This window comes from Antarctobacter sp. (assembly GCF_965277915.1).
Taxonomy (GTDB): domain Bacteria; phylum Pseudomonadota; class Alphaproteobacteria; order Rhodobacterales; family Rhodobacteraceae; genus Antarctobacter.
Map to the genome: position 1 here is coordinate 1,606,803 of NZ_OZ255849.1, position 24,965 is coordinate 1,631,767.

24 protein-coding genes are annotated in these 24,965 nt (G+C 66.4%); 13 read left to right on the plus strand and 11 right to left on the minus strand.

The window, feature by feature from the left end; translation table 11 throughout:
* The first annotated feature begins 33 nt into the window (after nt 1–33).
* The 4 genes from fabD to ACQY5B_RS08640 all read left to right on the plus strand — a co-directional run bounded on the left by fabD (nt 34) and on the right by ACQY5B_RS08640 (nt 3,232).
* Nucleotides 34–975 carry an ACP S-malonyltransferase gene (fabD, locus tag ACQY5B_RS08625; protein WP_305968455.1) on the plus strand — a complete coding sequence of 314 codons (942 nt, stop codon included), beginning with the start codon at nt 34–36 and terminating at the stop codon, nt 973–975.
* Nucleotides 976–1,011: 36 nt separating this feature from the next.
* Nucleotides 1,012–1,749: a 3-oxoacyl-ACP reductase FabG gene (gene fabG / locus ACQY5B_RS08630; RefSeq protein ID WP_420325594.1), complete on the plus strand. Its 738-nt coding sequence runs from the start codon at nt 1,012–1,014 to the stop codon at nt 1,747–1,749.
* A 216-nt stretch (nt 1,750–1,965) separates the two neighbouring features.
* Nucleotides 1,966–2,199, plus strand: coding sequence for an acyl carrier protein (locus tag ACQY5B_RS08635; protein WP_043143437.1), 234 nt, complete (start codon nt 1,966–1,968; stop codon nt 2,197–2,199).
* Nucleotides 2,200–2,323: 124 nt separating this feature from the next.
* Entirely contained in the window at nt 2,324–3,232 is a 909-nt protein-coding gene (locus ACQY5B_RS08640; RefSeq protein WP_420325593.1) for an AEC family transporter, read from the plus strand.
* 4 nt (nt 3,233–3,236) lie between these two features.
* Here the strand turns inward: ACQY5B_RS08640 and mazG are convergent, their stop codons facing one another.
* Together mazG and ACQY5B_RS08650 are read right to left on the minus strand one after the other, a co-directional pair.
* The gene (mazG, locus tag ACQY5B_RS08645) at nt 3,237–4,049 is read right to left on the minus strand and encodes a nucleoside triphosphate pyrophosphohydrolase (RefSeq protein WP_305968452.1); all 813 of its coding nucleotides are present in this window, start codon (nt 4,047–4,049) and stop codon (nt 3,237–3,239) included.
* A gap of 83 nt (nt 4,050–4,132) precedes the next feature.
* Nucleotides 4,133–4,747 (minus strand): DUF6854 domain-containing protein, encoded by a 615-nt coding sequence (locus ACQY5B_RS08650; protein WP_420325592.1) that lies wholly within the window; start codon nt 4,745–4,747, stop codon nt 4,133–4,135.
* Nucleotides 4,748–4,902: 155 nt separating this feature from the next.
* On the opposite strand from ACQY5B_RS08650, the gene ACQY5B_RS08655 reads away from it, so the two are divergent.
* The 7 genes from ACQY5B_RS08655 to ACQY5B_RS08685 all read left to right on the plus strand — a co-directional run bounded on the left by ACQY5B_RS08655 (nt 4,903) and on the right by ACQY5B_RS08685 (nt 12,071).
* A complete protein-coding gene (locus tag ACQY5B_RS08655) occupies nt 4,903–6,060 on the plus strand; it encodes a M20 aminoacylase family protein (protein ID WP_420325591.1) in 1,158 nt (385 codons plus the stop codon).
* Nucleotides 6,061–6,225: 165 nt separating this feature from the next.
* Nucleotides 6,226–7,389: a M20 aminoacylase family protein gene (locus tag ACQY5B_RS08660; protein WP_420325590.1), complete on the plus strand. Its 1,164-nt coding sequence runs from the start codon at nt 6,226–6,228 to the stop codon at nt 7,387–7,389.
* Nucleotides 7,390–7,493: 104 nt separating this feature from the next.
* Nucleotides 7,494–8,459 carry an agmatinase gene (speB, locus tag ACQY5B_RS08665; protein ID WP_420325589.1) on the plus strand — a complete coding sequence of 322 codons (966 nt, stop codon included), beginning with the start codon at nt 7,494–7,496 and terminating at the stop codon, nt 8,457–8,459.
* Nucleotides 8,460–8,552: 93 nt separating this feature from the next.
* Nucleotides 8,553–8,966, plus strand: a complete 414-nt coding sequence (locus tag ACQY5B_RS08670; protein WP_305968447.1) for a DUF1499 domain-containing protein — start codon at nt 8,553–8,555, stop codon at nt 8,964–8,966.
* Nucleotides 8,967–9,176: 210 nt separating this feature from the next.
* Entirely contained in the window at nt 9,177–10,226 is a 1,050-nt protein-coding gene (gene prfA, locus ACQY5B_RS08675) for a peptide chain release factor 1 (protein ID WP_305968446.1), read from the plus strand.
* A 4-nt stretch (nt 10,227–10,230) separates the two neighbouring features.
* The gene (gene prmC, locus ACQY5B_RS08680; RefSeq protein WP_420325588.1) at nt 10,231–11,079 is read left to right on the plus strand and encodes a peptide chain release factor N(5)-glutamine methyltransferase; all 849 of its coding nucleotides are present in this window, start codon (nt 10,231–10,233) and stop codon (nt 11,077–11,079) included.
* Between the two features lie 212 nt (nt 11,080–11,291).
* Nucleotides 11,292–12,071 (plus strand): DUF4167 domain-containing protein, encoded by a 780-nt coding sequence (locus tag ACQY5B_RS08685; protein WP_420325587.1) that lies wholly within the window; start codon nt 11,292–11,294, stop codon nt 12,069–12,071.
* 17 nt (nt 12,072–12,088) lie between these two features.
* Here ACQY5B_RS08685 and rsmA read toward each other — a convergent pair whose 3' ends face one another.
* The 6 genes from rsmA to lptF all read right to left on the minus strand — a co-directional run bounded on the left by rsmA (nt 12,089) and on the right by lptF (nt 19,513).
* Complete coding sequence (gene rsmA / locus ACQY5B_RS08690) at nt 12,089–12,931, minus strand: 16S rRNA (adenine(1518)-N(6)/adenine(1519)-N(6))-dimethyltransferase RsmA (RefSeq protein WP_420325586.1); 843 nt, start codon at nt 12,929–12,931, stop codon at nt 12,089–12,091.
* A gap of 61 nt (nt 12,932–12,992) precedes the next feature.
* Entirely contained in the window at nt 12,993–13,949 is a 957-nt protein-coding gene (gene pdxA / locus ACQY5B_RS08695) for a 4-hydroxythreonine-4-phosphate dehydrogenase PdxA (RefSeq protein ID WP_420325585.1), read from the minus strand.
* Complete coding sequence (locus ACQY5B_RS08700; RefSeq protein WP_420325584.1) at nt 13,946–15,166, minus strand: SurA N-terminal domain-containing protein; 1,221 nt, start codon at nt 15,164–15,166, stop codon at nt 13,946–13,948. Before ACQY5B_RS08700 ends, pdxA begins: the two co-directional genes overlap by 4 nt.
* Entirely contained in the window at nt 15,154–17,325 is a 2,172-nt protein-coding gene (locus ACQY5B_RS08705) for an LPS-assembly protein LptD (RefSeq protein WP_420325583.1), read from the minus strand. Before ACQY5B_RS08705 ends, ACQY5B_RS08700 begins: the two co-directional genes overlap by 13 nt.
* Nucleotides 17,322–18,416 carry an LPS export ABC transporter permease LptG gene (gene lptG, locus ACQY5B_RS08710; protein ID WP_420325582.1) on the minus strand — a complete coding sequence of 365 codons (1,095 nt, stop codon included), beginning with the start codon at nt 18,414–18,416 and terminating at the stop codon, nt 17,322–17,324. The genes ACQY5B_RS08705 and lptG overlap by 4 nt, the downstream gene beginning before the upstream one ends.
* Entirely contained in the window at nt 18,413–19,513 is a 1,101-nt protein-coding gene (gene lptF / locus ACQY5B_RS08715) for an LPS export ABC transporter permease LptF (protein ID WP_420328676.1), read from the minus strand. Before lptF ends, lptG begins: the two co-directional genes overlap by 4 nt.
* A gap of 171 nt (nt 19,514–19,684) precedes the next feature.
* Here lptF and ACQY5B_RS08720 point away from each other — a divergent pair, with 171 nt between their 5' ends.
* Nucleotides 19,685–21,148, plus strand: a complete 1,464-nt coding sequence (locus ACQY5B_RS08720; RefSeq protein WP_305968437.1) for a leucyl aminopeptidase — start codon at nt 19,685–19,687, stop codon at nt 21,146–21,148.
* A 126-nt stretch (nt 21,149–21,274) separates the two neighbouring features.
* On the plus strand, nt 21,275–21,733 hold the full coding sequence (locus tag ACQY5B_RS08725; RefSeq protein WP_420325581.1) for a DNA polymerase III subunit chi: 459 nt from the start codon (nt 21,275–21,277) through the stop codon (nt 21,731–21,733).
* A 7-nt stretch (nt 21,734–21,740) separates the two neighbouring features.
* Here the strand turns inward: ACQY5B_RS08725 and ACQY5B_RS08730 are convergent, their stop codons facing one another.
* The 3 genes from ACQY5B_RS08730 to ACQY5B_RS08740 all read right to left on the minus strand — a co-directional run bounded on the left by ACQY5B_RS08730 (nt 21,741) and on the right by ACQY5B_RS08740 (nt 24,921).
* Nucleotides 21,741–22,322, minus strand: a complete 582-nt coding sequence (locus ACQY5B_RS08730) for a TIGR02281 family clan AA aspartic protease (RefSeq protein WP_305968435.1) — start codon at nt 22,320–22,322, stop codon at nt 21,741–21,743.
* Nucleotides 22,323–22,380: 58 nt separating this feature from the next.
* Nucleotides 22,381–23,001, minus strand: a complete 621-nt coding sequence (locus tag ACQY5B_RS08735) for a MarC family protein (RefSeq protein WP_305968434.1) — start codon at nt 22,999–23,001, stop codon at nt 22,381–22,383.
* A gap of 69 nt (nt 23,002–23,070) precedes the next feature.
* Complete coding sequence (locus ACQY5B_RS08740) at nt 23,071–24,921, minus strand: ABC-F family ATP-binding cassette domain-containing protein (protein ID WP_420325580.1); 1,851 nt, start codon at nt 24,919–24,921, stop codon at nt 23,071–23,073.
* Nucleotides 24,922–24,965: the final 44 nt, after the last annotated feature.

The window sequence follows — 24,965 nt, forward strand, 5'->3', positions numbered from 1 at the left end:
AGGCGGACGCAATTTCACGGTGAGGAGAGGGGCATGAGCCGCGCATTCATCTTTCCCGGGCAGGGCGCCCAGACCATCGGCATGGGCCGCGACCTGGCCGAGGCCTATCCGGCGGCCCGCGCCGTCTTTGACGAGGTCGACGAGGCGCTGGGGGAGAAACTCTCCGCTCTGGTCTGGGACGGCGAGATCGAGACCCTGACCCTGACCCAGAACGCCCAGCCCGCGTTGATGGCCACCTCGATGGCCGCGATGCGCGCGCTCGAAGCAGAGGGTGTGGGCATCGACAAGGCGGCCTTTGTCGCCGGGCACTCTTTGGGGGAATATTCCGCGCTGACCGCCGCAGGGGCACTGACCGTGGCCGATGCCGCGCGCCTGCTGCGCAAGCGCGGGCAGGCCATGCAGGCCGCCGTGCCGGTGGGCGAGGGCGCCATGGCGGCCCTTTTGGGCCTTGACCTGGACGCCGTGCGCAAGGTCGCCGAAGAGGCCGCGCAGGGCGATGTCGTCGCCGCCGCCAATGACAACGATCCCGGCCAGGTGGTGATTTCCGGCCAGAAGGGCGCCGTTGAACGCGCGGTCGAGATCGCCAAGGGGGCCGGTGCCAAGCGCGCGGTCATGCTGCCCGTCTCCGCCCCCTTCCACTGTGCCCTGATGCAGCCCGCCGCCGAGGAAATGGCAAAGGCGCTGGCCGAGGTCACGATCCAGGCACCCGCCGTTCCGGTTGTCTCGAACGTCGAGGCGGCGCCGGTGAGCGACCCCGATCGCATCCGCGCCCTGCTGGAGGCGCAGATCTGCGGCGCGGTCCGCTGGCGCGAATCCGTGGCCCGCATGGTCGAGGACGGGGTCGAGGAGTTCTGGGAAATCGGTGCGGGCAAGGCCCTGTCGGGCATGGTGCGCCGCATTCACCGCCCGGCGGCCGTGCGCAACATAGGCACGCCGGCGGATGTCACCGCCGCCGTCGAGGCCGCGCAGGGCTGAGGCCCGGACCAAGGAATGACAGGAGAGGAAGCAAGCATGTTCGATCTGACGGGAAAATCCGCGTTGATCACCGGGGCCTCGGGCGGCATCGGCGGGGCCATTGCCAAGGCGCTGCATGGCGCGGGCGCCAACGTGGGCCTGTCGGGCACCCGTGTCGAGCCGCTGGAGGCGCTGGCCGCGGAACTGGGCGAACGCGCCTTCGTGCTGCCCTGCAAGCTGGATGACGCCGAGGCCGTCGCTGCACTGCCGAAACAGGCCGCCGAGGCGATGGGCAGCGTCGACATCCTGGTGAACAACGCCGGGATCACACGCGACAATCTGTTCATGCGCATGTCGGACGACGAATGGCAAAGCGTGCTGGACGTGAACCTGACCGCCACCTTCAAGCTCTGCAAGGGCGTGATGCGCGGCATGATGAAATCGCGCTGGGGCCGGATCGTGAATATCTCCTCGGTCGTGGGGGCCACCGGCAACCCCGGGCAGGGCAACTATGCCGCCGCCAAGGCGGGCATGGTGGGCATGTCCAAGTCGCTGGCCTACGAGGTCGCCAGCCGCGGCATCACCGTGAACTCCGTCGCGCCGGGCTTTATCGAGACCGCGATGACCGACAAGCTGACCGACGACCAGAAGAGCGCGATCCTGACGCAGATTCCCACCGGGCGCATGGGCACGCCCGAAGAGATCGCCGCCAGCGTGCTCTATCTTGCCAGCCCCGAGGCGGCTTACGTTACGGGGACCACGTTGCACGTCAACGGTGGCATGGCCATGTTGTAGGCGCCAGAGCCTGTTGCGCTGCGGCGTGGGAAAGCGTTTGCCATCCCCGCCGCCTGTGCTATAGGCCGCGCAGATTTTCGGACGGTTGCGTGCCATGGTACGCATCCGGCCCACCCGGGGTGCCGGGGGATCGAGCCGCCCGTCAGGGCAAAAAGACGCCACGCCACGGGCAGGGCAGAATGGGCGAAATGCCCGACAGACTTGTGAGGAAGAGACATGAGCGACATCGCAGATCGCGTGAAGAAGATTGTGGTCGAGCACCTGAGCGTCGAAGAAGAAAAGGTGACCGAATCCGCCTCGTTCATCGACGATCTGGGCGCCGACAGCCTGGACACCGTGGAACTGGTGATGGCCTTCGAAGAAGAGTTCGGCATCGAGATCCCCGACGACGCGGCCGAAACCATCCAGACCTTCGGCGACGCGGTCAAGTTCATCTCGGACGCGCAGTAAGCCGCTCTTTTCACCTGTTCGGGTGAGGATGGAACGGCGTGCCTTTCTGGCGCGCCGTTTTTTCTGTTGGTTGATCCCGACCCGGCAATGACGCCGCGTATACAGTGACAAGGTAGCCCGCCCCGTGCTCTTCATCACGATCTGGCCGCTCTTTGCCCTGATCTGCTTGGGCTTTGTCCTGGCGCGCAAGGGGTTCCCGGACGCGGGCTTCTGGCCCGCGGCGGAACGGATCAACTATTTCCTGCTGTTCCCGGCGCTGCTGGTCTCCAGCCTCGTCGACGCGCCTCTGGGCGATCCGCAGATCCTGCGGCTGGGCGCGGCGGCGCTGGTGACGATCCTGCTGGCTTCGCTCGGGCTTGCCTTGGCGCGGCGGATCTTTCCGGCGCCCTCGGCCCGGTTCGGGCCTGCGTTGCAGGGGACGGTCCGGTTCAACACCTACCTCGGCCTTGCCGTCACCGCGAGCCTTGCCGGAGATGTCGGCATCGAACGGGCGGCGGTCTACCTTGCGATCTGCGTGCCAGTGGTCAACGTGCTGTCGATCATGGCGCTGAGCGAACGCGACGTGCTGAGCCGTCCCGGCGCGCTGGTCCGGACGATGCTGAAGAACCCGCTGATCCTGGCCTGTCTTGTCGGGATCGCGCTGGCGCTGCTGGGCCTGGGCCTGCCCTTTGGCATCGGCACCTTCCTGGAACTTCTGGCGCGGGGCAGCCTGCCGCTGGGCCTGCTTTGCGTGGGGGCGGCGCTGCAACCGCGCGCGTTGGGGCGGGACGGGCTGGTTGTGGGCGGCAATGCTGCGCTGCGCCTTCTGGGCATGCCGGTACTGGCAGCGGGCGTGGCGCTGGTCTTTGGCCTCGGCGGGGTCGAGGCGCTGGTTCTGGTGGTCTTTTCCGCCATCCCCACGGCGCCCACGGCCTATGTGCTGACGCGGCAACTGGGCGGGGACGGCACGCTGATGGCCGGCCTGGTCACGGCGCAGACGCTGGCCGCCATCGTGACGATTCCCCTGGTGCTGCTGGTGCTGGGCTACGGCTGAGCGGTCAGCCTTTCTGCGCCTTTTCCACCGCCTTGGCCGCGTCCCAGAGCGAATCCATTTCTTGCAGGTCGCTGTCCTCGGGGCGGCGCCCCTGTTCCGCCAGGGCCGCCTCGATGGCGCGGAACCTGCGGGTGAACTTGGCATTCGCGGCCCGCAGCGCCGCCTCCGGGTCGATTCCCATGTGGCGGCCGAGGTTGGCCATGACGAACAGCAGGTCGCCGAACTCCTCGAAACGATGGGCGTCATCCTCGGCCTGGCGCAACTCGTCCATCTCTTCGCGCAGCTTGTCCATGACCTCGTCCGTGGTGGGCCAGTCGAAGCCCACGCGCGCCGCCCGCTTTTGCAGTTTGACCGCGCGCAACAGCGCCGGCAGGCCAAGCGCCACCCCGTCCAGCACCCCGCTTTCGGCCTTGGCGGCGCGCTCTGCGGCCTTGATCGTCTCCCAGTCGCGGGTCTGCTGGTCGGCGCTCTTGTCCCGGCTTTCATCGCCGAAGACATGCGGATGCCGCGCCACCATCTTGTCCGACATGCCGTCGGCGACCTCGTCGAAGGTGAACAGACCGGCCTCTGCGGCCATCTGCGCGTGAAAGACCGACTGGAACAGCAGGTCGCCCAGCTCTCCCTTCAGCTCGTCCCAGGCCTCGCGCTCGATCGCGTCGGACACCTCGTAGGCCTCTTCGATCGTGTAGGGCGCGATGGTCGCGAAGGTCTGCTCCAGGTCCCAGGGACAGCCCGTTTCCGGATCACGCAGCTGCCGCATGATTTCCAGCAGGCGGGGCATTCCGCCCCTGGGGTCATGGATCAGGTCCTTGTTCATCGCGCCTTGCCTCCGAGCTTCGGCTCAAGGGATGCAGGAAGGCGGCACGGGAGTCCAGCAACCGGGCGCGCGGCCTCGGCGGTTCAGCCTGCCACGCGCACGATGTTGCGGGAGTCGAGGTCGATTTCGGTCAGGAACGCCTTGTAGTCCTCTGTGTCGTTCAGCGCGGCGTAGGTCTTTTCGATGGCATCCATCGATGGATAGCCCGTCGCCATCAGACGGTGCCCGGTGGCGGACCCTGTCATGATCGTGAAATGGCGTATGGCCATCGCACCGTTCTGCCGCATGAGCGGAGCAACCCGCCCGATCCGCTCGGACTGCGGCGTGGGAGAGGCCCAGCGGGTCAGGACACCGTAGGCTGGAACCTCCGTCGGCTGTTCGTCAACGCCAATATCCTCGCTTTTCAGGATGTTGCGCAGCAACACGCGAACCTTGCCACTGCCGACGATCTTGTCGTAGGCGGCAGAGGTGCCATAGACGTCGAAGGCCTTTCCGATGCCGCTCATGTCGCTGTAGCCCTGCAGCAGAACGAGATGCCCGGCATGATCGCCCGTTGCAATGACCCCGTACCGGGTCATCAGGGCACCGGCCCCGGATTTCAGATCGTCACACAATCCGCCAAGGTGACCCAGCACGTCGGACAGGAAAGCGGTGTCGCAACGGGCGACGGTAATCATGGAGTAAGATGTATTCGACATGGTGATTATCCCCCCAATGAAAAAACGCCAACCAAAGGTTGACGCAACGTAATGATAGCACGCGGCGCGTCTTTCCCGCAGCGTTTTCGGTGCCGGGGATGTATGCCAGCCAGTGCGCCGCAACGCGTCACGGAATCCGCCTCGGAAAGAAGATCATGGCCGTCATCAATTCCATCGCTGCCGCCGCCGAAGAGATGTCTGGCTGGCGCCGCCATATCCATGCGCATCCGGAACTGTGCCTGGAGTGTCACGAAACGGCACGCTTTGTCGTCGCGCGCCTGCGCGAGATGGGCATCACGGACATCCACGAAGGCATTGCAGAGAGTGGCGTCGTGGCGGTGATCGACGGGCAGGGGCCGGGGCCGGTGACCGGCCTGCGCGCCGACATGGACGCCCTGCCCATGCAGGAGGAAACCGGCGCCCCGTGGGCCAGTACCGTGCCGGGGCGGATGCACGCCTGCGGCCATGACGGGCATACGGCGATGCTGCTGGGCGCGGCGAAATACCTGTCCGACACGCGACGTTTCACGGGACGCGTCGTGCTGATCTTTCAACCGGCCGAGGAAAGCGTCGGTGGCGGGCGGATCATGGTCGAAGAGGGGATCATGGACCGTTTCGGCGTCGAGGAGGTCTATGCCCTGCACACCGATCCCTTCGGAGAGCTTGGAGAGTTCCGGACCTGCCCCGGGCCGATCATGGGGGCGGTGGATGATTTCACCCTGCGCATCCGGGGGCAGGGCGGCCACGCGGCCTATCCCCAGACCTGCCGCGACCCGATGCCGGCCGCCCTTGCCATCGGCCATGCGCTACAGACCATTGTCTCGCGCAATACCGATCCGCTGGGCGCGCTGGTTGTCTCGCTGACCATGTTCCACGGAGGCAGCGCCCCGAACATCATCCCCGAGGAGGTCACCCTGGGCGGCACCGTGCGCAGCCTCGCTCCGCAGGTGCGCGACATGGCCGAAGGCCGCATCCGGCAGATCGCGACCAGTGTCGCCGAGGGCTACGGCGTCGAGGGGATCCTGGACTACCGGCGCAGCTATCCGCCGACCATCAACCACGAAGACCAGACCCGCTTTGCCGTGGACATCGCGCGCGAGGTCTCGTCGCGCGTCGTCGACGACCTGCCGCCGGAAATGGGGGCAGAGGATTTCTCCTACATGCTGGAGGCGCGTCCGGGCGCGTTTCTGTTCCTTGGCCAGGGGATCGGTCCGTCGGCGCATCATCCGGCCTTCGACTTCAATGATGCGGTGGCCCCTATCGGCGCCAGTTTCTTTGCCCGGCTGATCGAGAAGCGGCACGCTTTGGGGTAAACCCTGCGCCATTTCGAGTATTTTCAGAGAGAAGAAACAGGGCGCGTTCCTTCGGCTTCTTCTCTCGAAAAATACTCATTTTCAATCCGGGCAAACCCTGCGCCGTCCTGCCCCTTTTCAATGCCGCGCCAAGCAGGCAGTCTGCGGCCCAAAGGAGACCCGCCCATGCCCATCGTCAATTCGATTGCCGCACTCGAACCCGAGATGACCGCCTGGCGGCGTCACCTGCACCAGCACCCGGAACTGGGACTGGACTGTTTCAAGACGGCGGAGTTCGTGGTGGAGAAGCTCAAGGGCTTCGGGATTACCGAGATCCACACCGGCATCGCGCGCACCGGCGTCGTCGCCGTCATCGAGGGGCAGGGGCCGGGGCGCACCATCGGGCTGCGCGCGGACATGGACGCCCTGCCGATGGAGGATCTCTCGGGCACCGAGCATGCCTCCAGGGTGCCGGGCATGGCCCATACCTGCGGTCATGATGGGCATACGACCATGCTGCTGGGCGCGGCGAAATACCTGGCCGAGACGCGCAATTTTTCGGGCAAGGTGGCACTGATCTTCCAGCCGGCCGAGGAAAACGAGGGCGGCGGGCGCATCATGGTCGAAGAGGGCATGATGGACCGGTTCGACATCGAAGAGGTCTATGGTATTCATAACATGCCCGGCGGAGCGGTGGGGCACATGCACACCAATTGCGGCGCCCTGCTGGCGGGCGTGGATGAATTCACGATCAGGATCACCGGTCAGGGCGGGCATGGTGCCATGCCCTTCCAGACCCGCGACCCGGTGGTCTGTGCCGCCTCGATGGTGCAGGCGCTCCAGACCATCGTCAGCCGCAATGTGGACGCGCTGGACCGGCTGGTGGTCAGCGTCACGCAGATCCATACCGGAAGTGCCATGAACATCGTGCCCGAAACCGCCATGCTCAACGGCACCGTGCGCTATTTCGACAAGGATGTGCAGGCCGTGGTCAAGTCCCGAATGGCCGAGATCGCCGAGTTCCAGGCCAGGAGCTTCGGCATGAGCGCCGAACTGGACTACATCGAAGGCTACCCGCCGACGATCAACCATCCCGAGCAGGCAGAGTTCGCGGCCGGGGTCGCGCGCGAGGTCGTCGGCGCCGAAGCCGTCGACCTGGACGCGCCGCCGATCATGCCGGGTGAGGATTTCTCCTACATGCTGGAGGCCCGGCCCGGCGCCTATCTCTTCCTGGGCCAGGGCGACACGCCGGTCTGCCACCACCCGAAGTACGATTTCAACGACCAGGTCGCGCCGGTGGGGGCCAGCTTTTTCGCCCGCCTCGTGGAAAAGGCCTTGCCGCTGGCTTGAACCTGCGTGTTTCTTTGGGCCGAAAATACCTCCGGGGGTGAATGCGCGCCGCGCGCGCAGAGGGGGCAGCGCCCCCTTGCCCCGCCATCAACAGGACCAATCGCATGAGCCTCGAAGACGCCAAGCGCCAGATCGACCACGCCTTTACCCGTGAGGACCTCAAGGGACCGTCCTTCGAGAACGTCTTTGCCGGGGCGCCTTCCTTCCTGCGGCGCAAGTACACCAAGGACCTGGCGGGGGTGGACATCGCCGTGACGGGCCTGCCTTTCGACCAGGCGGTGACCAACCGGCCCGGCACGCGGCTGGGGCCGCGCGCGATCCGTGAGGCCTCGCTGCTGCAGCCCTGCGATGCGCCTTATGGCTGGGGTTATGACGTGCTGTCGGAATTCGCCATAGCGGATTACGGCGACATGGCCTTTGACTATGCCATGCCCTCGGAGGTGCCGGGAAGGATCGCGCAGCATGTGGGCGGCATCCTGGACGCGGGGGCGGCCTGTGTCGTTCTGGGCGGGGATCACTCGGTCACGCATGGCTGCCTTCGCGCCCATGCCGAGAAACACGGGCCGTTGAGCGTGATCCAGTTCGATGCTCATACGGACACCTGGGCCGATGACGATGCCGCGCGGGTCGACCACGGGACATTCATGTACAAGGCCGCGCAAGAGGGAATCGTGGTGCCAGAGCGTTCGGTCCAGATCGGCATTCGCACCGACAACCCGGACACCATCGGCTTCAACATCCTCGATGCGCGGCAGGTGCACCGGGACGGGCCCGAACGGATCGCCGAGCGGGTGCATGAGATCGTAGGGGCGCAGCCCTGTTACATCACCTTCGATATCGACGCGCTGGACCCGGCCTTTGCGCCCGGCACCGGCACGCCGGTCTGGGGCGGGCTGAGCAGCCACCAGGCGGCCGTGATCCTGCGTCACCTTGCCGGCATCGACCTCAAGGGCGGTGACGTGGTCGAGGTCTCGCCGCCTTTCGACACCACCGGGGCGACAGCGGTGGCGGCGGCGCATGTCGGCATGGAACTGCTGTGCCTCTGGGGCTGGACCCGGCGGGCACGGTGACATGACAGGCTGTTGCGAAACCTTGGCTTTCAGAATCGGGCGGGGGCATGGCATGCCCTCTGCCAGGGCTTAATCCGGAGATAGAGACAGCAGGTGCGCTTGGTATTCCTCATCCTATTGCTTGTGATCCTGGGCGGGCTGGCCTGGATCCGCCTTGCGCCTTCGGACCCGGCGGTCTGGCACGTCGATCCGCAGGTTACCGCGGATCAGGACCTTGCCGCCGGTGTGCGCCGTCGCATCGCGGCGGGCGAGGACGGCTTTGCCCGTCTGCACGCAATCATCCTTGAAACGCCCCGGACAGAAATTTTGGCCGGCAGTGTCGCCGAAGGGCAGATCACCTATATCACGCGTTCCTTGTGGATGGGGTTCCCGGATTACACCACCGTCCGCCAGAACGGCGAGGTCCTGGAATTGTGGGCGCGGGCGCGCTTTGGCCAGTCGGACCTGGGCGTGAACCGGGCGCGGGTGGATGACTGGCTGGACCGCCTGGGCCGCGGAACGGAGTGAGGCGGTCCGTCGGTCGGTGCTTGTCCCGGCGTTGCCGGGACGTCGCCCCGCCCACCGTCCCGCAAGGACAAGCCGAGGATCTGGACCCTTTGCGGACCGGTCCCCTTCGCCTCATTTCGGCATATGTGAAGGGGACGTTGGCGAACCGGCCCTGCGGGTGCGTGTTCAGGGCGTCTTGACGGCCCTCGCGGGATGGGCAATGCATCCCGGATGATCCCGACAGAGAGACTCCAACAGATCAAGGAACGGCTGGAATACGTCGAGGCCCGCATGTCGGCGGGCGAGGGCGATATTGCCGCGCTGGGCCGGGAATATGCCGAACTGCGCCCCGTGGTGGGCCAGATCGCCGAGTGGGAGCGGTTGGTGGCCGAGATCGCCGAGGCCGAGGCGCTGCTGGACGACCCCGAGATGAAGGCCCTGGCCGAAGAAGAACTGCCGGAACTGCGCGCGCGCCTGCCCGAGGCAGAGCACGCAGTTCAACTGGCGCTCTTGCCGCGCGATGCCGCCGATGCGCGACCTGCCATGCTGGAGATTCGCCCGGGCACCGGCGGCGATGAGGCGGCGCTGTTTGCGGGCGACCTGGCCCGCATGTACCAGCGCTATGCCGAGGCCAAGGGCTGGCGCTGGGAGGTGGTCGAGGAACAGCTCTCGGAACTGGGCGGCGTGCGCGAACTCGTGGTGCGGATCGCGGGAGAGGGTGTCTTTGCCCGGCTGAAATACGAAAGCGGCGTGCACCGCGTTCAGCGCGTGCCGGAAACGGAATCCGGTGGCCGCATCCACACCTCTGCGGCCACCGTTGCGGTGCTGCCAGAGGCCGAAGAGGTCGACATCCGGATCGATCCGAACGACCTGCGGATCGACACCATGCGGTCGTCGGGCGCGGGCGGCCAACACGTCAACACCACGGATTCGGCGGTGCGCATCACCCATATTCCGACCGGGATCGTGGTCACGAGTTCCGAGAAAAGCCAGCACCGCAACCGCGAGATCGCGATGCAGGTGCTGCGCGCGCGGCTGTTCGACCAGCAGCGCCAGCAAGCCGACGCGGAACGCTCTGCCGACCGCAAGGCGCAGGTAGGATCGGGCGACCGCAGTGAACGCATCCGCACCTACAATTTCCCGCAGGGCCGTCTGACCGATCACCGCATCGGCCTGACGCTCTACCGGCTCGAACAGGTGATGGCCGGTGATCTCGACGAGATCGTCGATGCGCTGACTGCCCATGCCCAGGCCGCGCAACTGGCCGAGATGGAGGCCTGAGCCGATGGCGCGCGGGTCCGATCTGCTGGCACGCGCCACGGCGCGACTGGTCGCGGCAGAGGTGCCCGATCCGGGCCGCGACGCCCGGCGGCTGATGGCGCATGTGCTCAAGGTGCCGCCGGGGCGGCTGACGCTGTTCCTGCCCGAACCGGTCGACCCGGAACTGGAGGCGGTGTTCCTGACCCTGGTCGAGCGCCGCGCCGACCGTGTGCCGGTCAGCCATCTGGTCGGGCGCCGCGCCTTCTACGGACGCGATTTCCTGGTCACGCCGGAAGCGCTGGACCCGCGGCCCGAGACGGAAACCCTGATCGAGGTGGCCCTGACCGAACCCTTTGCCACGGTTCTGGACCTTGGCACCGGATCCGGCTGCATCCTGCTGACGCTGCTGGCCGAACGCGAAGGCGCCGTGGGCCTGGGCACGGATCTCAGCCCGGCGGCGCTGAACGTGGCCTTCTGGAACCGCAATGCGCTGGGGCTGGAGGCGCGGGCGGACCTGCGCGAAGGCAGTTGGTACGAACCGCTGACGCCAGAAGACGGCGAGTTCGACCTGGTGGTGTCGAACCCGCCCTATATCGCGGTCAACGAGATGCCCTTTCTCGCCCCCGAGGTGCGCGAACACGAGCCGCGCCTGGCCCTGACCGACGAGGGCGACGGGCTGAGCGCCTATCGCGCCATCCTGGCGGGGTTGAACGCCGTGCTGGCCCCCGGCGGGCGACTGATCGTGGAAATCGGCGCGGCCCAGGGCATGGCCGTGTCCAAACTGTTCACGCAGGCCGGTCTGCGCGGCGTGCGGGTGATCCCGGACCTTGCGGGGCGCGACAGGGTGGTGCTGGGGACACGCAGCCCGGCATAAAGACATTTTCCTGCCTGATATGACGGTTTTTCGGCATTTTGACTTGTCTCTGCGTGGCCCATATGCATATTCATGTACAGTTGATCAGTCGAATGGCCTTCCGCCAATCCCGATCAACGACAAGCCAACATGAAGGTGACCCTACCGGATTGGCGCAGGAAGCGCCGTACCCTGTCACCAAGCCGTCGAAATAAGGCTGGAAACCAGACAACATGCGTTCTTCCAAATCCCGCTCGCGGAACAAGAACAACCGCAACCGCAACTCGCTGGGCAACGTCGTCAACCGTGTGTTCGACAGCAACGGCCCCGAGGGCAAGGTGCGCGGTACGCCGCAGCAGATCATAGACAAGTACAATCAATTGGCCCGTGACGCCGCGCTTGGCAACGACCGCGTGGCCACCGAGAACTTTCAGCAGCACGCGGAACATTACCTTCGGATGTTGGGAGAAGCGCAGCGCGAACAGGAACAGCGCCGCGAACAGCAGGAACGGGAAAACCGCGAACGCCAGGCGCAACGCGACCGGGATCGCCAGCAGCGCGACGGGGGCGAGGCCGAAAAGAGCGACCGCCCCGAGAAGGCAGACAAGCCCGAGCGCGCGGACAAGCCTGAAAAGGCCGACAAGCCCGCCCGCAAGGAACGCGCCCCCCGGCAACAGCCCGAAACCGCCGCGATGGGCGCTGACGTGGTCGATTTCGGCGCCGAGGATGACGGGCCGGGCCTGGTCGACACCCCCGAGTCGCGCGCCGAGGCTCAGCCCGAGGTGAAGGGTGCGGCGAAGGAGACCGTCAAGGAGGCCGATGCCGAAAAGGCGCCGGAAGAGGCCGCTCCCGCTGCCGAGGCCCCGGCCAAGGCAGAGGAAAAGCCCAAGAAACCGCGCGCCCCGCGCAAACCGCGCAAAAAGCCCGAGCCGAAGGCCGCGGAGGCCGAAGAGGCGCCCGCTGCAAGCGCGCCGACAGAAGGCGACAGCTCGACCCCGGACGCCGCCGAATAAGATCGGCGCCGGGGCGCTCAGTCCGCGGCGAGGCTGCGGGCCAGCGCGCAGAAGGCCTCCAGCGGAACGCGCTCGGCGCGTTCCGTGGGCGGGATCCCGGCCGCGGCCAGATGATCCTCGATCTGCGTTGACAGACCTTTCAGGGCCGCGCGCAGCATCTTGCGCCGCTGGTTGAAAGCTGCCGCCACCACCCGTTCCAGGACTTTTGCATCCGCCTCGTATCGCGGCGCGGGCAGGGCGGTCAGATGCACCACGGCAGAGCTGACCTTGGGCGGTGGCGTAAAGGCCCCCGGCGGCAACGTCAGTGCGATGCGCGCATCACAACGCCATTGCGCCAGCAGGGCCAGACGGCCATAGGCCTTGGACCCGGGTTCTGCCACGATGCGTTCGGCGACTTCCTTCTGGAACATCAGCGTCAGCGATTTCCAGGCCGGCGGCCAGTCACGGGGGGTCAGCCAGCGCACCAGCAGTTCCGTACCGACGTTGTAGGGCAGGTTGGCGCAGATCGCGTAGGGCGCGGCCAGATGCGTGGCGGGGTCGATCTCCAGCGCGTCGCCCTCGATCACCTCCAAGCGGTTGGGATAGGCCGCGGCGATCTTTTCCAGAACGGGCAGACAGCGCGCGTCCTTTTCCACCGCCAAGACCTTGCGCGCGCCCTCGGCCAGCAGCCCGCGGGTCAACCCGCCGGGTCCGGGGCCGACCTCCAGAACGTCGGTTTCGCTCAGGTCGCCCGCAACCCGGGCGATCCGCGCCGTCAGGTTCAGGTCTAGCAGGAAGTTCTGCCCCAGCGATTTGCGCGCCGAAAGCTGGTGCTGCGCGATCACCTCGCGCAAGGGGGGAAGGTCGTCGATGCGGCTCATGGCGTCTTCTTTGTTCAAATACCTCTGGGGTGAAGGCCATAGGCCTAGGGCAAAGCCCTCTTCATGCCAGCCGTGCCGCCATGCGCAGCGCCGCCAGCGTCGAGGACGGGTTGGCCAGCCCCTTGCCCGCGATGTCGAAGGCGGTGCCATGATCGGGCGAGGTGCGCACGAAGGGCAGCCCCAGAGTGACATTCACGCCCTCGTCGAAATCCAGTGTCTTGATCGGGATCAGCGCCTGGTCGTGGTACATGCAGATCGCGGCGTCATAGCCCGCGCGGGCGCGGTCGTGGAACATCGTGTCGGCGGGCAGCGGGCCGCGCAGGTCCATGCCCTCGGCGCGCAGCCGGTCCAGCACCGGGGCGATCAGTCCTGCGTCCTCCTTGCCCATGCGCCCGCCTTCGCCGGCGTGGGGGTTCAGACCGGCCACGGCCAGCCGCGGCTCGGCGATGCCGAACTGCGTGACAAGGGCCTCGTGAGTGATGCGGATGCGGCGTTCCAGCAGTTCGGGCGTCAGGGCAGAGGGTACATCGGCGATGGCGATATGGATCGTCACCGGCACCACGCGCAGCCGGTCAGAGGCCAGCATCATCACCACCTCGTCGGCGCCCGCCAGATGGGCCAGGAACTCTGTATGGCCGGGAAAGGTGAATCCGGCGCCCTCTGCCAGGGCCTGCTTGTGGATGGGCAGCGTGCAAAGCGCAGAGGCCGCGCCGGCCTGTACCAGCTGCACGCCTTCCTCGATGGACCGGATCACACCGGCCGCATGAGCGGCCTGCGGCGTGCCCGGCACCCGGGGGCCGGGCATCTCGATCGGCCAGACCGGCAGGCCCTCGGCGCAGCGTGTCACCGCTTCGGCGGGATCCTGCAGCACCACATGGGGCACCTTTCCCGGCAGGTGGGCGGGGTCGCCGATCCAGAAAAACGCAAGATCGCTGCCCAGGGCCTCCCAGACCGCTTCGGCCAGTTCCGGACCAATGCCCGCCGGCTCGCCACAGCTCAGCGCGACGGGACGGCTCATTTCTCGACGATGAGGGCGTCGGCGCGCAGCTGCGACAGGTAGCCGTCGGCCAGTTTGGCCAGTCGCTGGTTGCGCAGGCCCAGCGTGATCTGCGAGCGGTCCACGTCTTCCTGGATTTCGGCAGAGCGCCCGCAGAGCATCAGGAAGACCAGCGTCTGGCCGCCCGAACGGGTCAACGCGGTGGACACTTCGCCCGGATCCAGCTTGGACAGTTCGAGCGCGATGTCGGTCGGCAAGTCCTCGACCGGCAAAGTGCCGCGCTCCAGAACCTCGGGCGGCTGGCCCTTGGCGACACCGTACAGATCGTCGCAGCGGTCGACCCGGCCAATGATCTCGCGCGCCTTGGCAAGCGTCTCGGCTGACCGCCCGCCGGGCATGTAGTAGGCGGCATATTCCACGGCGCTGACCTTGGACGGGGTATAGCCGGTTTCCTGAACGTCACGCATCTGGAACAGCGCGATGGCGCCGTCCAGCGGGATCGGGTCGGTCACTTCGCCCGGGGCGAGGCCGAGCAGCAGCGGTTGCAGCGGCGGCGGCAGGTCGGAGAGGTCACGCCAGGGCAGGCGGCCACCGTCCTGGCGGGTGGCGGTGGCGGAATACTGGCGCGCCTCGGCGGCAAAGGCGCCAAAGCTCTTGATCCGGGCAATCCGCTCGGCACGGGCGCGCACCACGTCTTCCTCGCCGGGGCGGACCGGCATGATGATCTCGGACAGCAGCACGCGCACGGTGCTGCCGGTGCCCTGCTGCGACAGGGCGCGGTCGATCTCGTCCTCTGATACGGTGGCGCGGGCACCGAACCGCGCCTGCACCAGCTGGCGCCAGCTGAGGCCGGCTTGCACGAAGTCGCGGAAGGTCTGTTCGGCCACACCCTCGGCGGCCAGCGCGGCGACGAACTGTTCGCGGCTCATGTCGGCACGGCGGGCGAATTCCGCCATCCCATCCAGGACTTCCTGGTCGGTCGGACGAATACCGTTGTCGCTGGCCGCCTGCAGGCGCAGCCGGTCGTCGACAAGCTGCTCGCGGGCCAGCTGGGTCAGGTCGCCGGGGGCGCTCAGGACCTGCAGCATGCGCCGGCGCTGCTGCAGTTCGTAATTGGTGATGATGCTGTCGTTTACCTGGATCGCCGGGGCAAAGAGGTTTTGCGCGGCCAGCGGGGCCGGCGCCGCGGCAATCGCCAACGCAAGAAACGGTGCGAACAGACGGGTCAGAACGAACATGTGCGGCGGTACTCCTTGCCACTGTTGCCGGCGCCGAACCCTGTCAGCGCGATGGTCAGATCGAAATCGGTGGACGGGTCGACAATGGAGGAAGAGGCGTAGTCCCGCGTCACCTGGAAGTCCACCTGAATGCATTCGTTGCGGTATTGCAGCCCAAGCCCGACCCGGTCAACCCGCTGGTCCGCCAGATCGTAGCGCGCCTCGCTGGAGGTCGCCCAGTGCCGGTTCAGCTGGTACCGGCCGTCGAAGGTCCATTCCGATTGTGTCTGGTCGCGGTCCTCGTCCGGATCCGTGACCAGCAGAAGATAGGAGGCGCCCAGGTCCATGCGGGTGTTCGACCAGCCTGCGCGCGCCTCGGCCTTGGAAAAGCCGCCGTCATGGTCCAGCAGACCGCGCGCCGAGAGCGTCAGCCCCAAGGGATTGGAAAACCGCCCGGCGATCAGCAGATCGGACGACGTGCCGGTCAGCCCGGAGGAACGCGAGAAATCCGTATCGGCGGTTTCTCGCCAGATCTTGCCAAAGGTCAGTGCGGCGGACCATCCATCCGGCGCTTGGTGCAGCCAGCGCATACCGGCGGCCAGTGTCGCACCGTGTTCGCGCCGGTCACTGGCGGGATAGCGGGACAGGGACAGCAGGTTGGCCTCGTCGAACTCGACCCGGGTGCTTTCGTCGTTGGGATTGCGCAGCCGTTCGCCGCCAACCCAGCCGAATTGAAGGACGGGTTCCAGAAGGGTGCGCCCGCCGCCCGCGCCCTGGCGCTGCATCGGATAGCGGAATTCCGCGGCGACGCCGGGGATGGCCCGGCTGACCACGGCATCCGAGGTCACGTCCTGCTCGGTCAGGTAGCGATCCACCCAGAGATGCGTCGACAGGCCGGCGCGGATGCCGCCGGGCAATGTCCATCGGTTGCGCCAGCTCATCTCGGCGTTGATGCGCATCACGTCGCGGCCATCGATTTCGTCGTCGTCATCGGGGCCGTCGGTATCGTTCTTGGACTGGCGCAGGTGGCCGTGGGTTTCCGCGGCCAGGCGCAGCTCTCCGCCGACGAGACCGGGAAAGAAACGGCGTTCCAACCGGTAGTCGGCGATAAAGCGCGGCTGGGTCGAATTCGTCTCGAAGTCGCGCAGCGTCTGGTAGTTCCGGATACTGGTCTGCATGAGGCTGTCGTACCGGAACCGTGACAGCGACAGGTCGCTGGCCAGCCTGTCCTTGTCGTCGAGGTCGTAGTCGTAGAGATAGGACTCGTCCGAAATCGACTTGAGGTTGAAGGACAGCTTGTAATCTCTTGGAAGGTCAAAATCGCCGCTGGCAAAGAGATACCCCCGGAGGCTGTCAGCCATCAGCGTGTCCGACGTCAGCCCGCCCAGCAGCGTCAGCCGTCCGCTGCGATAGGCCCGCCGATAACGGAATTCCAGCGTCCGCGTTTTGGAGGACAGGTAGGGCGTCAGCGTCAGATCCTGGTGGCGCCCGATCGGGATGAAATAGGGGGTCTTGACGCCGAACCCCAGCAACGTGCTGCTGTGGATCGTCGGGATCAGGAAGCCGCGGGCACGTTCCAGCGTCGGGTCGGGCAGGCGCAGCCTCGGAAAGTAGAACACCGGCACGTCCAGTACGCGCAGCTGAGCGTCGTCAAAGTACATCTGCCGTTCCAGCTGGTCGTGCACCACCCGCGAGGCGCGGATCTGCCACAGCGGCACGCGGTTGCTGCCGCAGACCTGGCACGAGGTGACGGCGACGCGGCTCAGCTGGGTGAAACGGCCGTCGACCCTGCGCGCCTCGACGGAGGCCAGTTGCAACTGCTGGTCCAGCACCATGCGCGCCCCGGCCAGCAAGCCGTTGCGAAAGCCCTGGTCCATTTCGGCATAGGTGGCGGTGATGATATTGCCGTCGGCGTCGATGATCCGGATCGGCCCGTCGATCATCAGCTGGTCGCTGGTCTGATCGTAGACGATGCGCTCTGCCGTCAGCCGCAGCCCGTCGTGAAAGGCCTCGACATTGCCGGTGGCCACAAGACGATTGTCGGCCTCGACATAGACCGCGTCCGCCACCAGCATCGCCGGGTCGGCCGTGTCTTCGGCACTGTCCTGGGCCCAGGCGGGCAGGCTCAGAAAGGCAACGGCCGCAAGGAGACGGGCCAGGCATGTCAGCGCGCGTGTCATCCGTCCTCCATATGCAAGACCAACCCCATTGCAAGGAGAACGGATGCAACCGGTGGCACCCAGGCAGCAACAAGTGGTGCCAGTTGTCCGTTTTCCCCCATGATCTGGGCGAAACTTCGCACATAATAAAGACCGAATCCAAGCAGGACCGCCGAGAGGATCGCAATTCCCGTCCGTCCGAGGCGCGTGGGCCGCATGGTAAAGGCCGCGCCGATCAGGGTCATCGCGACCAGGAACAGCGGGCGCGACAGTTCCATGTGCATCCAGACGATGTAACGGCGGGCCGAAAACCCAGAGGCTTCAAGGCCCTGTATAAAGGCGGGCAGATCCCAGATCGCCACCGCAGAGGGTTTGCCGAACCGGTCGCGGATGCTGTCCTGCGTCAGGGTCGACGGCAGGCGCAACTCGTCGTGCAGCTTGGCGCCGGATTCGGGGTTCAGGCCGGCGGTCAGCGGCCAGGCCTTGGCATCGTTCAGAACCCAGTAGCCATCCGAGAGGTGCGCGCGATCGGCCAGGATCCGGGTCGCCGGACCGCCATCCGGGGCATAGACGACGATCGAGACCTCGAACAGGCTGGTCGCCTCGGCGTTGGCGCGGGCGGCATGGATCACGGCCTGGCCTTCGTCGCCGCCCTGGCGCAGCCACAGCCCCTCGGGTCCTATGGACAGGGCAGAGGCGCTGCCGCTTTCGTAGGTCTCGCGCAGTTCCGTATAGCGTTTCGAGGTGGCCGAAACGATCGGGTTCAGCAGCCCGACCACCAGCCCGCCGATCAGCAGGGCCATCACAACCGGCGCCATCAAGGCGGTCACGCCGGACCGTCCACTTGCCCGCGTAACCACCAGCTCCGAGGAGCGCGCAAGCCCTATGAACAGCGCAACGGTCGAGAGGATCATCACCAAGGGCACGATTTCATAGATGCCGCTGGGCAGTTTCATCAGCGTCACCTGTGCCACCTGGCCAAAGCTGACGCTGTCGTCGAAACGGCGCATTTCCTCGATCAGGTCGAGCAGGCCCTGGAAGAGGGCAAAGATCCCGAAGACCGACAGGAACATCCACAGATAGCGGCGGGCAAAGTAGAAATGCAGCGTCATGCCGTGGCCTCCTGCACGGGCCGGCGCCTGCGCCTTGGCCGATAGATCCGCGACGCCTGCCAGAGCAGGACCCAGACCACGGCGAGCCCGATGAGACTGGGCAGGTAGACCAGCGGCCACATCGTGTGATCGGCGCGCACCGGGTCCGTCACCAGGCTCTCGACCAGCTTGACCAGCACCAAGAGGCCGATGGCAAAGACGATCTGCCGGGTCACGCCAAAACGCGAGAAGCCGCCCACCATCAATGCGGCGTAGCCGATCAGGGGGGCCACCATGACCAGCAGGGCCAGCTGAAACCGCAGGTGGCCTTCCTCGACCGCCTCGCCGGGCGTGTCGTGCGCCTCTTCTGCGGCGGCGACGGGCTGGGTGATCAACTCCCACGTGGGCATGTAGTTCAGGCGCCGGCTGTTCGGTCGACCGGCGATGACAAGTTCCGAGACGTCATAAACGAGGTCATTGAAATTCGTTGTCGAGAGGCGGCGGTCCTCGAGATCCATTGTCTGCGCCATGCCGGACAGCATCACCAGCTTGGGCCCTTCGTCGTCGTTGATGAGATAGGCCTGTTCCGAGGTATAGGTCACGTCGCGCCCGGGCGTGCGACGGTCGGACAGGACGACGTCGCGCAATTCGCCCTGTTCGGTGATGTCGCGGATGTAAAAGGTCACGCCGTCCACAGGGTGCAGAAAGACCCCGTCGCGCAAGAGCTGGGCGCTGACCGATCCCGACAGTGCCTTTTCGCGGATGCGCAGCTGTTCCAGAGATTTCGGCACCAGAAGATGCGTCAGCACCGACATCATCAGCGCCACGATGATCCCGAAGATCAGCACCGGCCGCGCCAGCCGCCAGGGGGAGTAACCGGTTGCCTGCACAACCGTCAGCTCGCTGTCGGAGCTCAGACGGTTGGTGACATAGACCGCACCCGCGAAACTGGCCATCGGCAAAACCTGGGCGATCACCGCCGGCAGCGACAGGGCGGTGAATTCCATCACCACGCCCACCGAATGGCCGTCGGAAACCAGGCGGTCAAAGACCGCAACGGCCCTGTTCACCCAATACACAGCCACAAGGACTAGGGCGAAAAAGCCAAACACCACCATCAGTTGCGACAGGACGTATCTGTCGAATCTCTGCAAAGGCTTGGTCCCCCCAGACCTGTCCAGTGGCGGCACGCTACCCCATCCCGCGGAATTGGGAAAGGTGGCTCTGGTCAACCGGTGCGGGCGGCGTTACCTCTCGTGGGCGGAACTCAGCTCAGGAGAAAATGACCCATGACCGATCTGCGCGCGATCAGCTTTGCCGAGGTTGCCCTGGACGGGCTCGAGCAGACGGAGGGCCGCCTTGCCGTCCTCGTCACGCCCGAGGGCACGCTCAGCCCCGGCGCGCGGCGTCTGAACCGCCTGACCAAGGGGGCCTTGGGGCGCGCGGTCGAAAGCGAGGCCTGGGGCAAGCTCTCTGCCGGCGAGGCGCTGAGCCTGGCCTGGCCCGCGGGTCTGTCCGCCGAAGGTGTCGAGATCGTCAAGCTGGCCCGCCGCCCCTCGTTGGCCGAGGCCCGCAAGGCCGGGGCCACAATGGCCAGGGCAGCGGGCAAGTCGGCACTGACCGCGCTGGTCGAGGCGACGCGCCTGCCCGAGGAAATCGCCCTGGGCCTGGCCCTGCGCGGCTATGACTTCACCGCGCGCAAGTCCGATCCCGCCGAGGCGCCCGCCGCTGCGGTGATGATGGTCAAGGCCCCCGACGAGGCCGAGGCCGCCCACGTTGCCGCCCGCGCCGTGGCCGAGGGTGTTGCATTCACCCGTGACCTGGTCTCGGAGCCCGCCAACGTACTGACCACGGTCGAATTCGCCGCCCGGCTCGAGGCATTGCGCGAGATCGGGCTGGAGGTCGAGGTGCTGGAGGAAGATCAGCTTGAAAAGCTTGGCATGGGTGCATTGCTGGGCGTGGGCATGGGCTCTGCCATGCCGTCCAAGGTCGTGACCATGCGCTGGAAGGGCGCCGAGGGCGCGCCGCTGGCCTTGATCGGCAAGGGCGTGGTCTTTGATACCGGCGGCATCAGCCTCAAGCCCGCCGCCGGCATGGAAAGCATGACGATGGACATGGGCGGCGCGGGCACGGTCTCGGGCGTGATGAAGGCCTTGGCCCTGCGCAAGGCCAAGGCGCATGTGGTGGGCATGGTCGGCCTGGTCGAGAACATGCCGTCCGACCGCGCACAGCGGCCCGGCGACATCGTCACCTCGATGAAGGGCGACACCATCGAGGTCATCAATACGGATGCCGAAGGCCGTCTGGTGCTGGCCGACGTGATGTGGCACGCGCAGGAAACCGAGAAACCGGCCGCGATGATCGACCTGGCCACGCTGACCGGGGCCTGCATCGTCGCTCTGGGTCATGAGAACGCGGGCGTCTTTTCCAACGACGACGGTCTGGCGGCGGATTTCCTGAAGGCGGCCGGGGCCGAGGGCGAGGGTGCCTGGCGCCTGCCGTTGGGGCAGGCCTATGACGATCAGCTGAAAAGCCAGAAGGCCGACATCAAGAACGTCGGTGGCCGCCCGGCGGGCGCGATCACCGCGGCACAGTTCCTGCAGCGCTTCGTCCAGGAGGGCACCCCCTGGATCCACCTTGACATCGCGGGCGTGGCGCAGGTCAGCAAGGACACAGAACTGTCGCCCAAGGGGGCGACTGGCTGGGGCGTAATGGCGCTGGATCGCCTGGTGCGCGACCGTTTCGAGAGCTGACAAGGGCGCGCGCCGGTCCACGGGGACGGGCGCGGTTTCCTTGGTTTGACACATATCTCGGGGGAGTCTGCCTTTGGCAGAGGGGGCAGTACCCCCATCCCCCGGTCGGCAACCCGGAGCACCCGCATGGGAGAGGCGTATTTCTACCACCTGACCCGCCGCCCGCTGGAGGCGGTTCTGCCGGACCTGCTGGAAAAATCCCTGGCGCGCGGCTGGCGTGTTTCGGTACGCGGCACGCAGGCGCAGCGGATGGACTGGCTGGACCAGAAACTCTGGCTTGGGCCGGAAGAGGGGTTCCTGCCGCATGGGCTTGCGGGTGGCCCGCATGACGCGGATCAGCCGGTGCTTTTGACGCTGGAGGCGAAGTCGCCAAATGACCCGGGGTGCCTGATGTGCATCGACGGCGCCGAGGTGACGCCGGAGGAGGTTGCCGCCCTGGACAGGGTCTGTGTCCTTTTCGATGGCCACGACGGGGCCGCGCTGCAACGCGCCCGCGATCAGTGGCGCGGCCTGACGGGCGCGGGCTGCAAGGCGCAATACTGGTCCGAGGAATCGGGCCGCTGGGAGAAGAAGGCCGAGAGTTGATTTCTGCCTATCTTTGCAGGACCAGCTTGCCGCCGGTGATCTGCAGGCTGGCGAACCGGTCGAGATAGCTCATCCCCAAGAGCGAGTTCTGCATTTCGCCGCCGTTCACATAGGCGGGCACGCGGGTGTCGGTGAAGGGGCCGATGGAAACCTCGTCCAGTGTCACGCGCGCGGTGCGGACCACGCCGTTTGCGGTCATGGCCTCGGTCAGGAAATGCAGATTCTGGTCGTCGATACCCGCGCGCCGGGCGGCGTCGCGCGTCAGCACCATCGAGGTGGCGCCGGTATCGACGACAAAGCGCACCGGAGCGCCGTTGACTTGGAGGTTGACGTAATAATGCCCGTCGGGCGCGCGGGGCAGTTCGATCCGCCCCTCGCTGGCGGTGACCATCTGTTGCGGCTGCACGGTCTGGCGAATGTCCTGCCAGAGGCCATAGATCGCGACAAAGCCGACAAAGATCAGCGCCCAGGCGGCCAAGTATTGCAACGACTTGTTCAGGGTGCTCCGGTTCTGCACAAAAAACCAGCCCGCGATCACGCTGCCCAGCAAGACGAGGTAGATGAGATTTCCGATCTGGTCGCCCGTCATGGCTGGCCTCCGGTTGGTCTATCAGAAAAGATAGGCATTCCGCGCCCGAGGTACAGTGTCAGACCGGGGCGAGCCCGAAATTGCGCAGCCCGTCCAGCACGAATTGCACGGACAGCGCGGCCAGCAGCATCCCCAAAAGGCGGGTGACCACGTTGATCCCGATGCGGCCAAGCGCCCGCTCGATCACGCCGGCGGTCAGGAACAGCAGCAGCACCAGCAGCAGGACCGCGGCCATGACACCCAGCACACCGGCCATCGCCAGCGCATCCTCTGCCGCGCCCGCCAGCAGGATCATCGAGGCAATGGCCCCCGGTCCGGCGATCAGCGGAATGGCGAGGGGGAAGACCGAAGGGTCGGGGAAGTCTTCCTCGTCGGCCTTGTCCTCGCGTCGCTTGGTGCGGCGTTCGAACAGCATGTCCAGCGCGGTGATGAACAGCAGGATGCCGCCCGCGATGCGGAAGGCGGGCATGGAGATCCCGATGAAGCCCAGCACCGCCTCTCCGAAGAAGGCAAAAAGCGTCAGCAGGCCAAAGGCGATGATGCAGGCCCGGTAGGCCACCGCGCGCCGGTGCCGCGCATCCGTGCCCTGCGTCAGGGCGATGAACATCGGCGTCAGCCCGATCGGGTCGATGATCACGAAGACCGTGACAAAGGCGCTGATGAGAAAGGCGGTGTCCATGACCTTCGGGCTAGTCGCTTGCGGGGCGCTTGTCCAGCTTTGCAGCGGCGCCCGGGCCAGGATGCCGGACTAGGCGCTTTCCGCCGAGTCCAGCTTTTCGACCGCCTTTTCCCAGAGCCCCTCGGCCTTGTGCAGCCCGTCCATGACCTCGGCGTATTTCTTGTTCCAGGTCTCCAGCTCACCCAAGCGGCTGTCCTCGTAGAGCGCGGGATCGGCCAGTTTTTTCGCAAGCTTCTCGCGCATTTCCTCAAGTTTGCCGACCCGATCCTCGCATTTGCGCACCTCGGCGCGCAGGTCGAGGATCTGGTCGCGCGAGGGGCGCTTTGGCTTTTCGACGGGCTTGGCCGGTTTCGGCGGCGCATCGCGCGACAAGAGCATGGCGCGATAGGCGTCGAGATCGTCCTCGTAGGGTTTGACCGTGCCATCGCCCACCAGCCACAGCCGGTCGGCCACCATCGACAAGAGGTGCATGTCGTGGCTGACCAGGATCACCGCGCCGGAATAGGCGGTCAGCGCCTCGACCAGCGCCTCGCGGCTTTCGATGTCGAGGTGGTTGGTCGGTTCGTCGAGGATCAGCAGATGCGGCGCGTCGAGCGTGGCCAGCAGCAGTGACAGGCGGGCCTTTTGTCCACCCGAAAGCCGCCCGACCTCTGTTTCCGCCTGTGCGGCCATCAGGCCGAAGCTGGCCAGTTGCGCGCGCAGCTTTGCAGGTGGCGTGCCCGGGCGTTCCCGTTGCAAATGCTGGATCGGCGTTTCGTCCAGATGCAGTTCATCCACCTGATGCTGGGCGAAATAGCCGATGCGCAGCTTGGATGAGCGGCTCATCCGGCCGTCCATCAGGGGCAGTCGGTCGGACAGGAGTTTCGACAGGGTCGATTTGCCTTGGCCGTTCTTGCCAAGGAGCGCGATCCGGTCGTCCTGGTCGATGCGCAGGTTCAGGCGGCTGAGCACCGGCTTGCCGTCGTAGCCGGTCACGCCGCTCTCGATGTTGATGATCGGGGGCGAAAGCTCATCGGGTTGGGCAAAGGTGAAGACGCGCTTGGCGGCGTCCTCGGGCGCGGTGATCATGTCCATGCGCTCGATCATCTTGAGGCGGGACTGGGCCTGTTTCGCCTTCGAGGCCTTGGCGCGGAAGCGGTCGACAAAGCTTTGCAGGTGGGCGCGGCGCTGGTCCTGCTTTTTCGCCATCGCGGCGGCCTGGGCGCGCTTTTCGGCACGCAGCTTGGCAAAGCCGTCGTACGGCGTGCCGTAGTAGGTCAGCTTGCGGTCCTCTAGGTGCAGGATGCTGCCCACGGCGCGGTTCAGCAGACCCCGGTCGTGGGAAATCACGATGACCGTGTGCGGGTATCGCGCGAGGTAGGACTCGAGCCAGAGCGCGCCTTCGAGATCGAGGTAGTTCGTCGGTTCGTCGAGCAGCAGCAGGTCGGGCTGGGCGAACAGAACTCCGGCCAGCGCCACGCGCATCCGCCAGCCGCCCGAAAAGGCCGAGCAGGGCTGTTTCTGCTGCGCGTCGTCAAAGCCCAGTCCGCGCAGGATGGTCGAGGCGCGGGCCTCGGCGCTCCATGCGTCGATGTCGGCCAGCCGGGTCTGGACCTCGGCGATACGGTGCGCGTCGGTGGCGGTTTCCGCCTCGGCCATCAGGGCTGCACGTTCGGTATCGGCCTCCAGCACCGTGTCGATCAGCGAGGTTTCGGAAGACGGGACCTCTTGGCTGACGCCGCCGATGCGGGCGCGCGAAGGCAATGAGATTTCGCCGTTGTCCAGCGTCAGTTCGCCCCGGATCAGGCGAAAGAGCGTTGTCTTGCCCGCACCGTTGGGACCGACGAGGCCGACCTTGTGGCCCTCGGGGATGGTGGCGGAGGCGTCCTCGAAGAGCGGGCGGCCCTCGACGGAATAGGCGATGGAGTCGATCCTGAGCATGGCGGGGCTGTAGCAGAGGCCGCGGGGAGGGGCCAGAGCCCGTC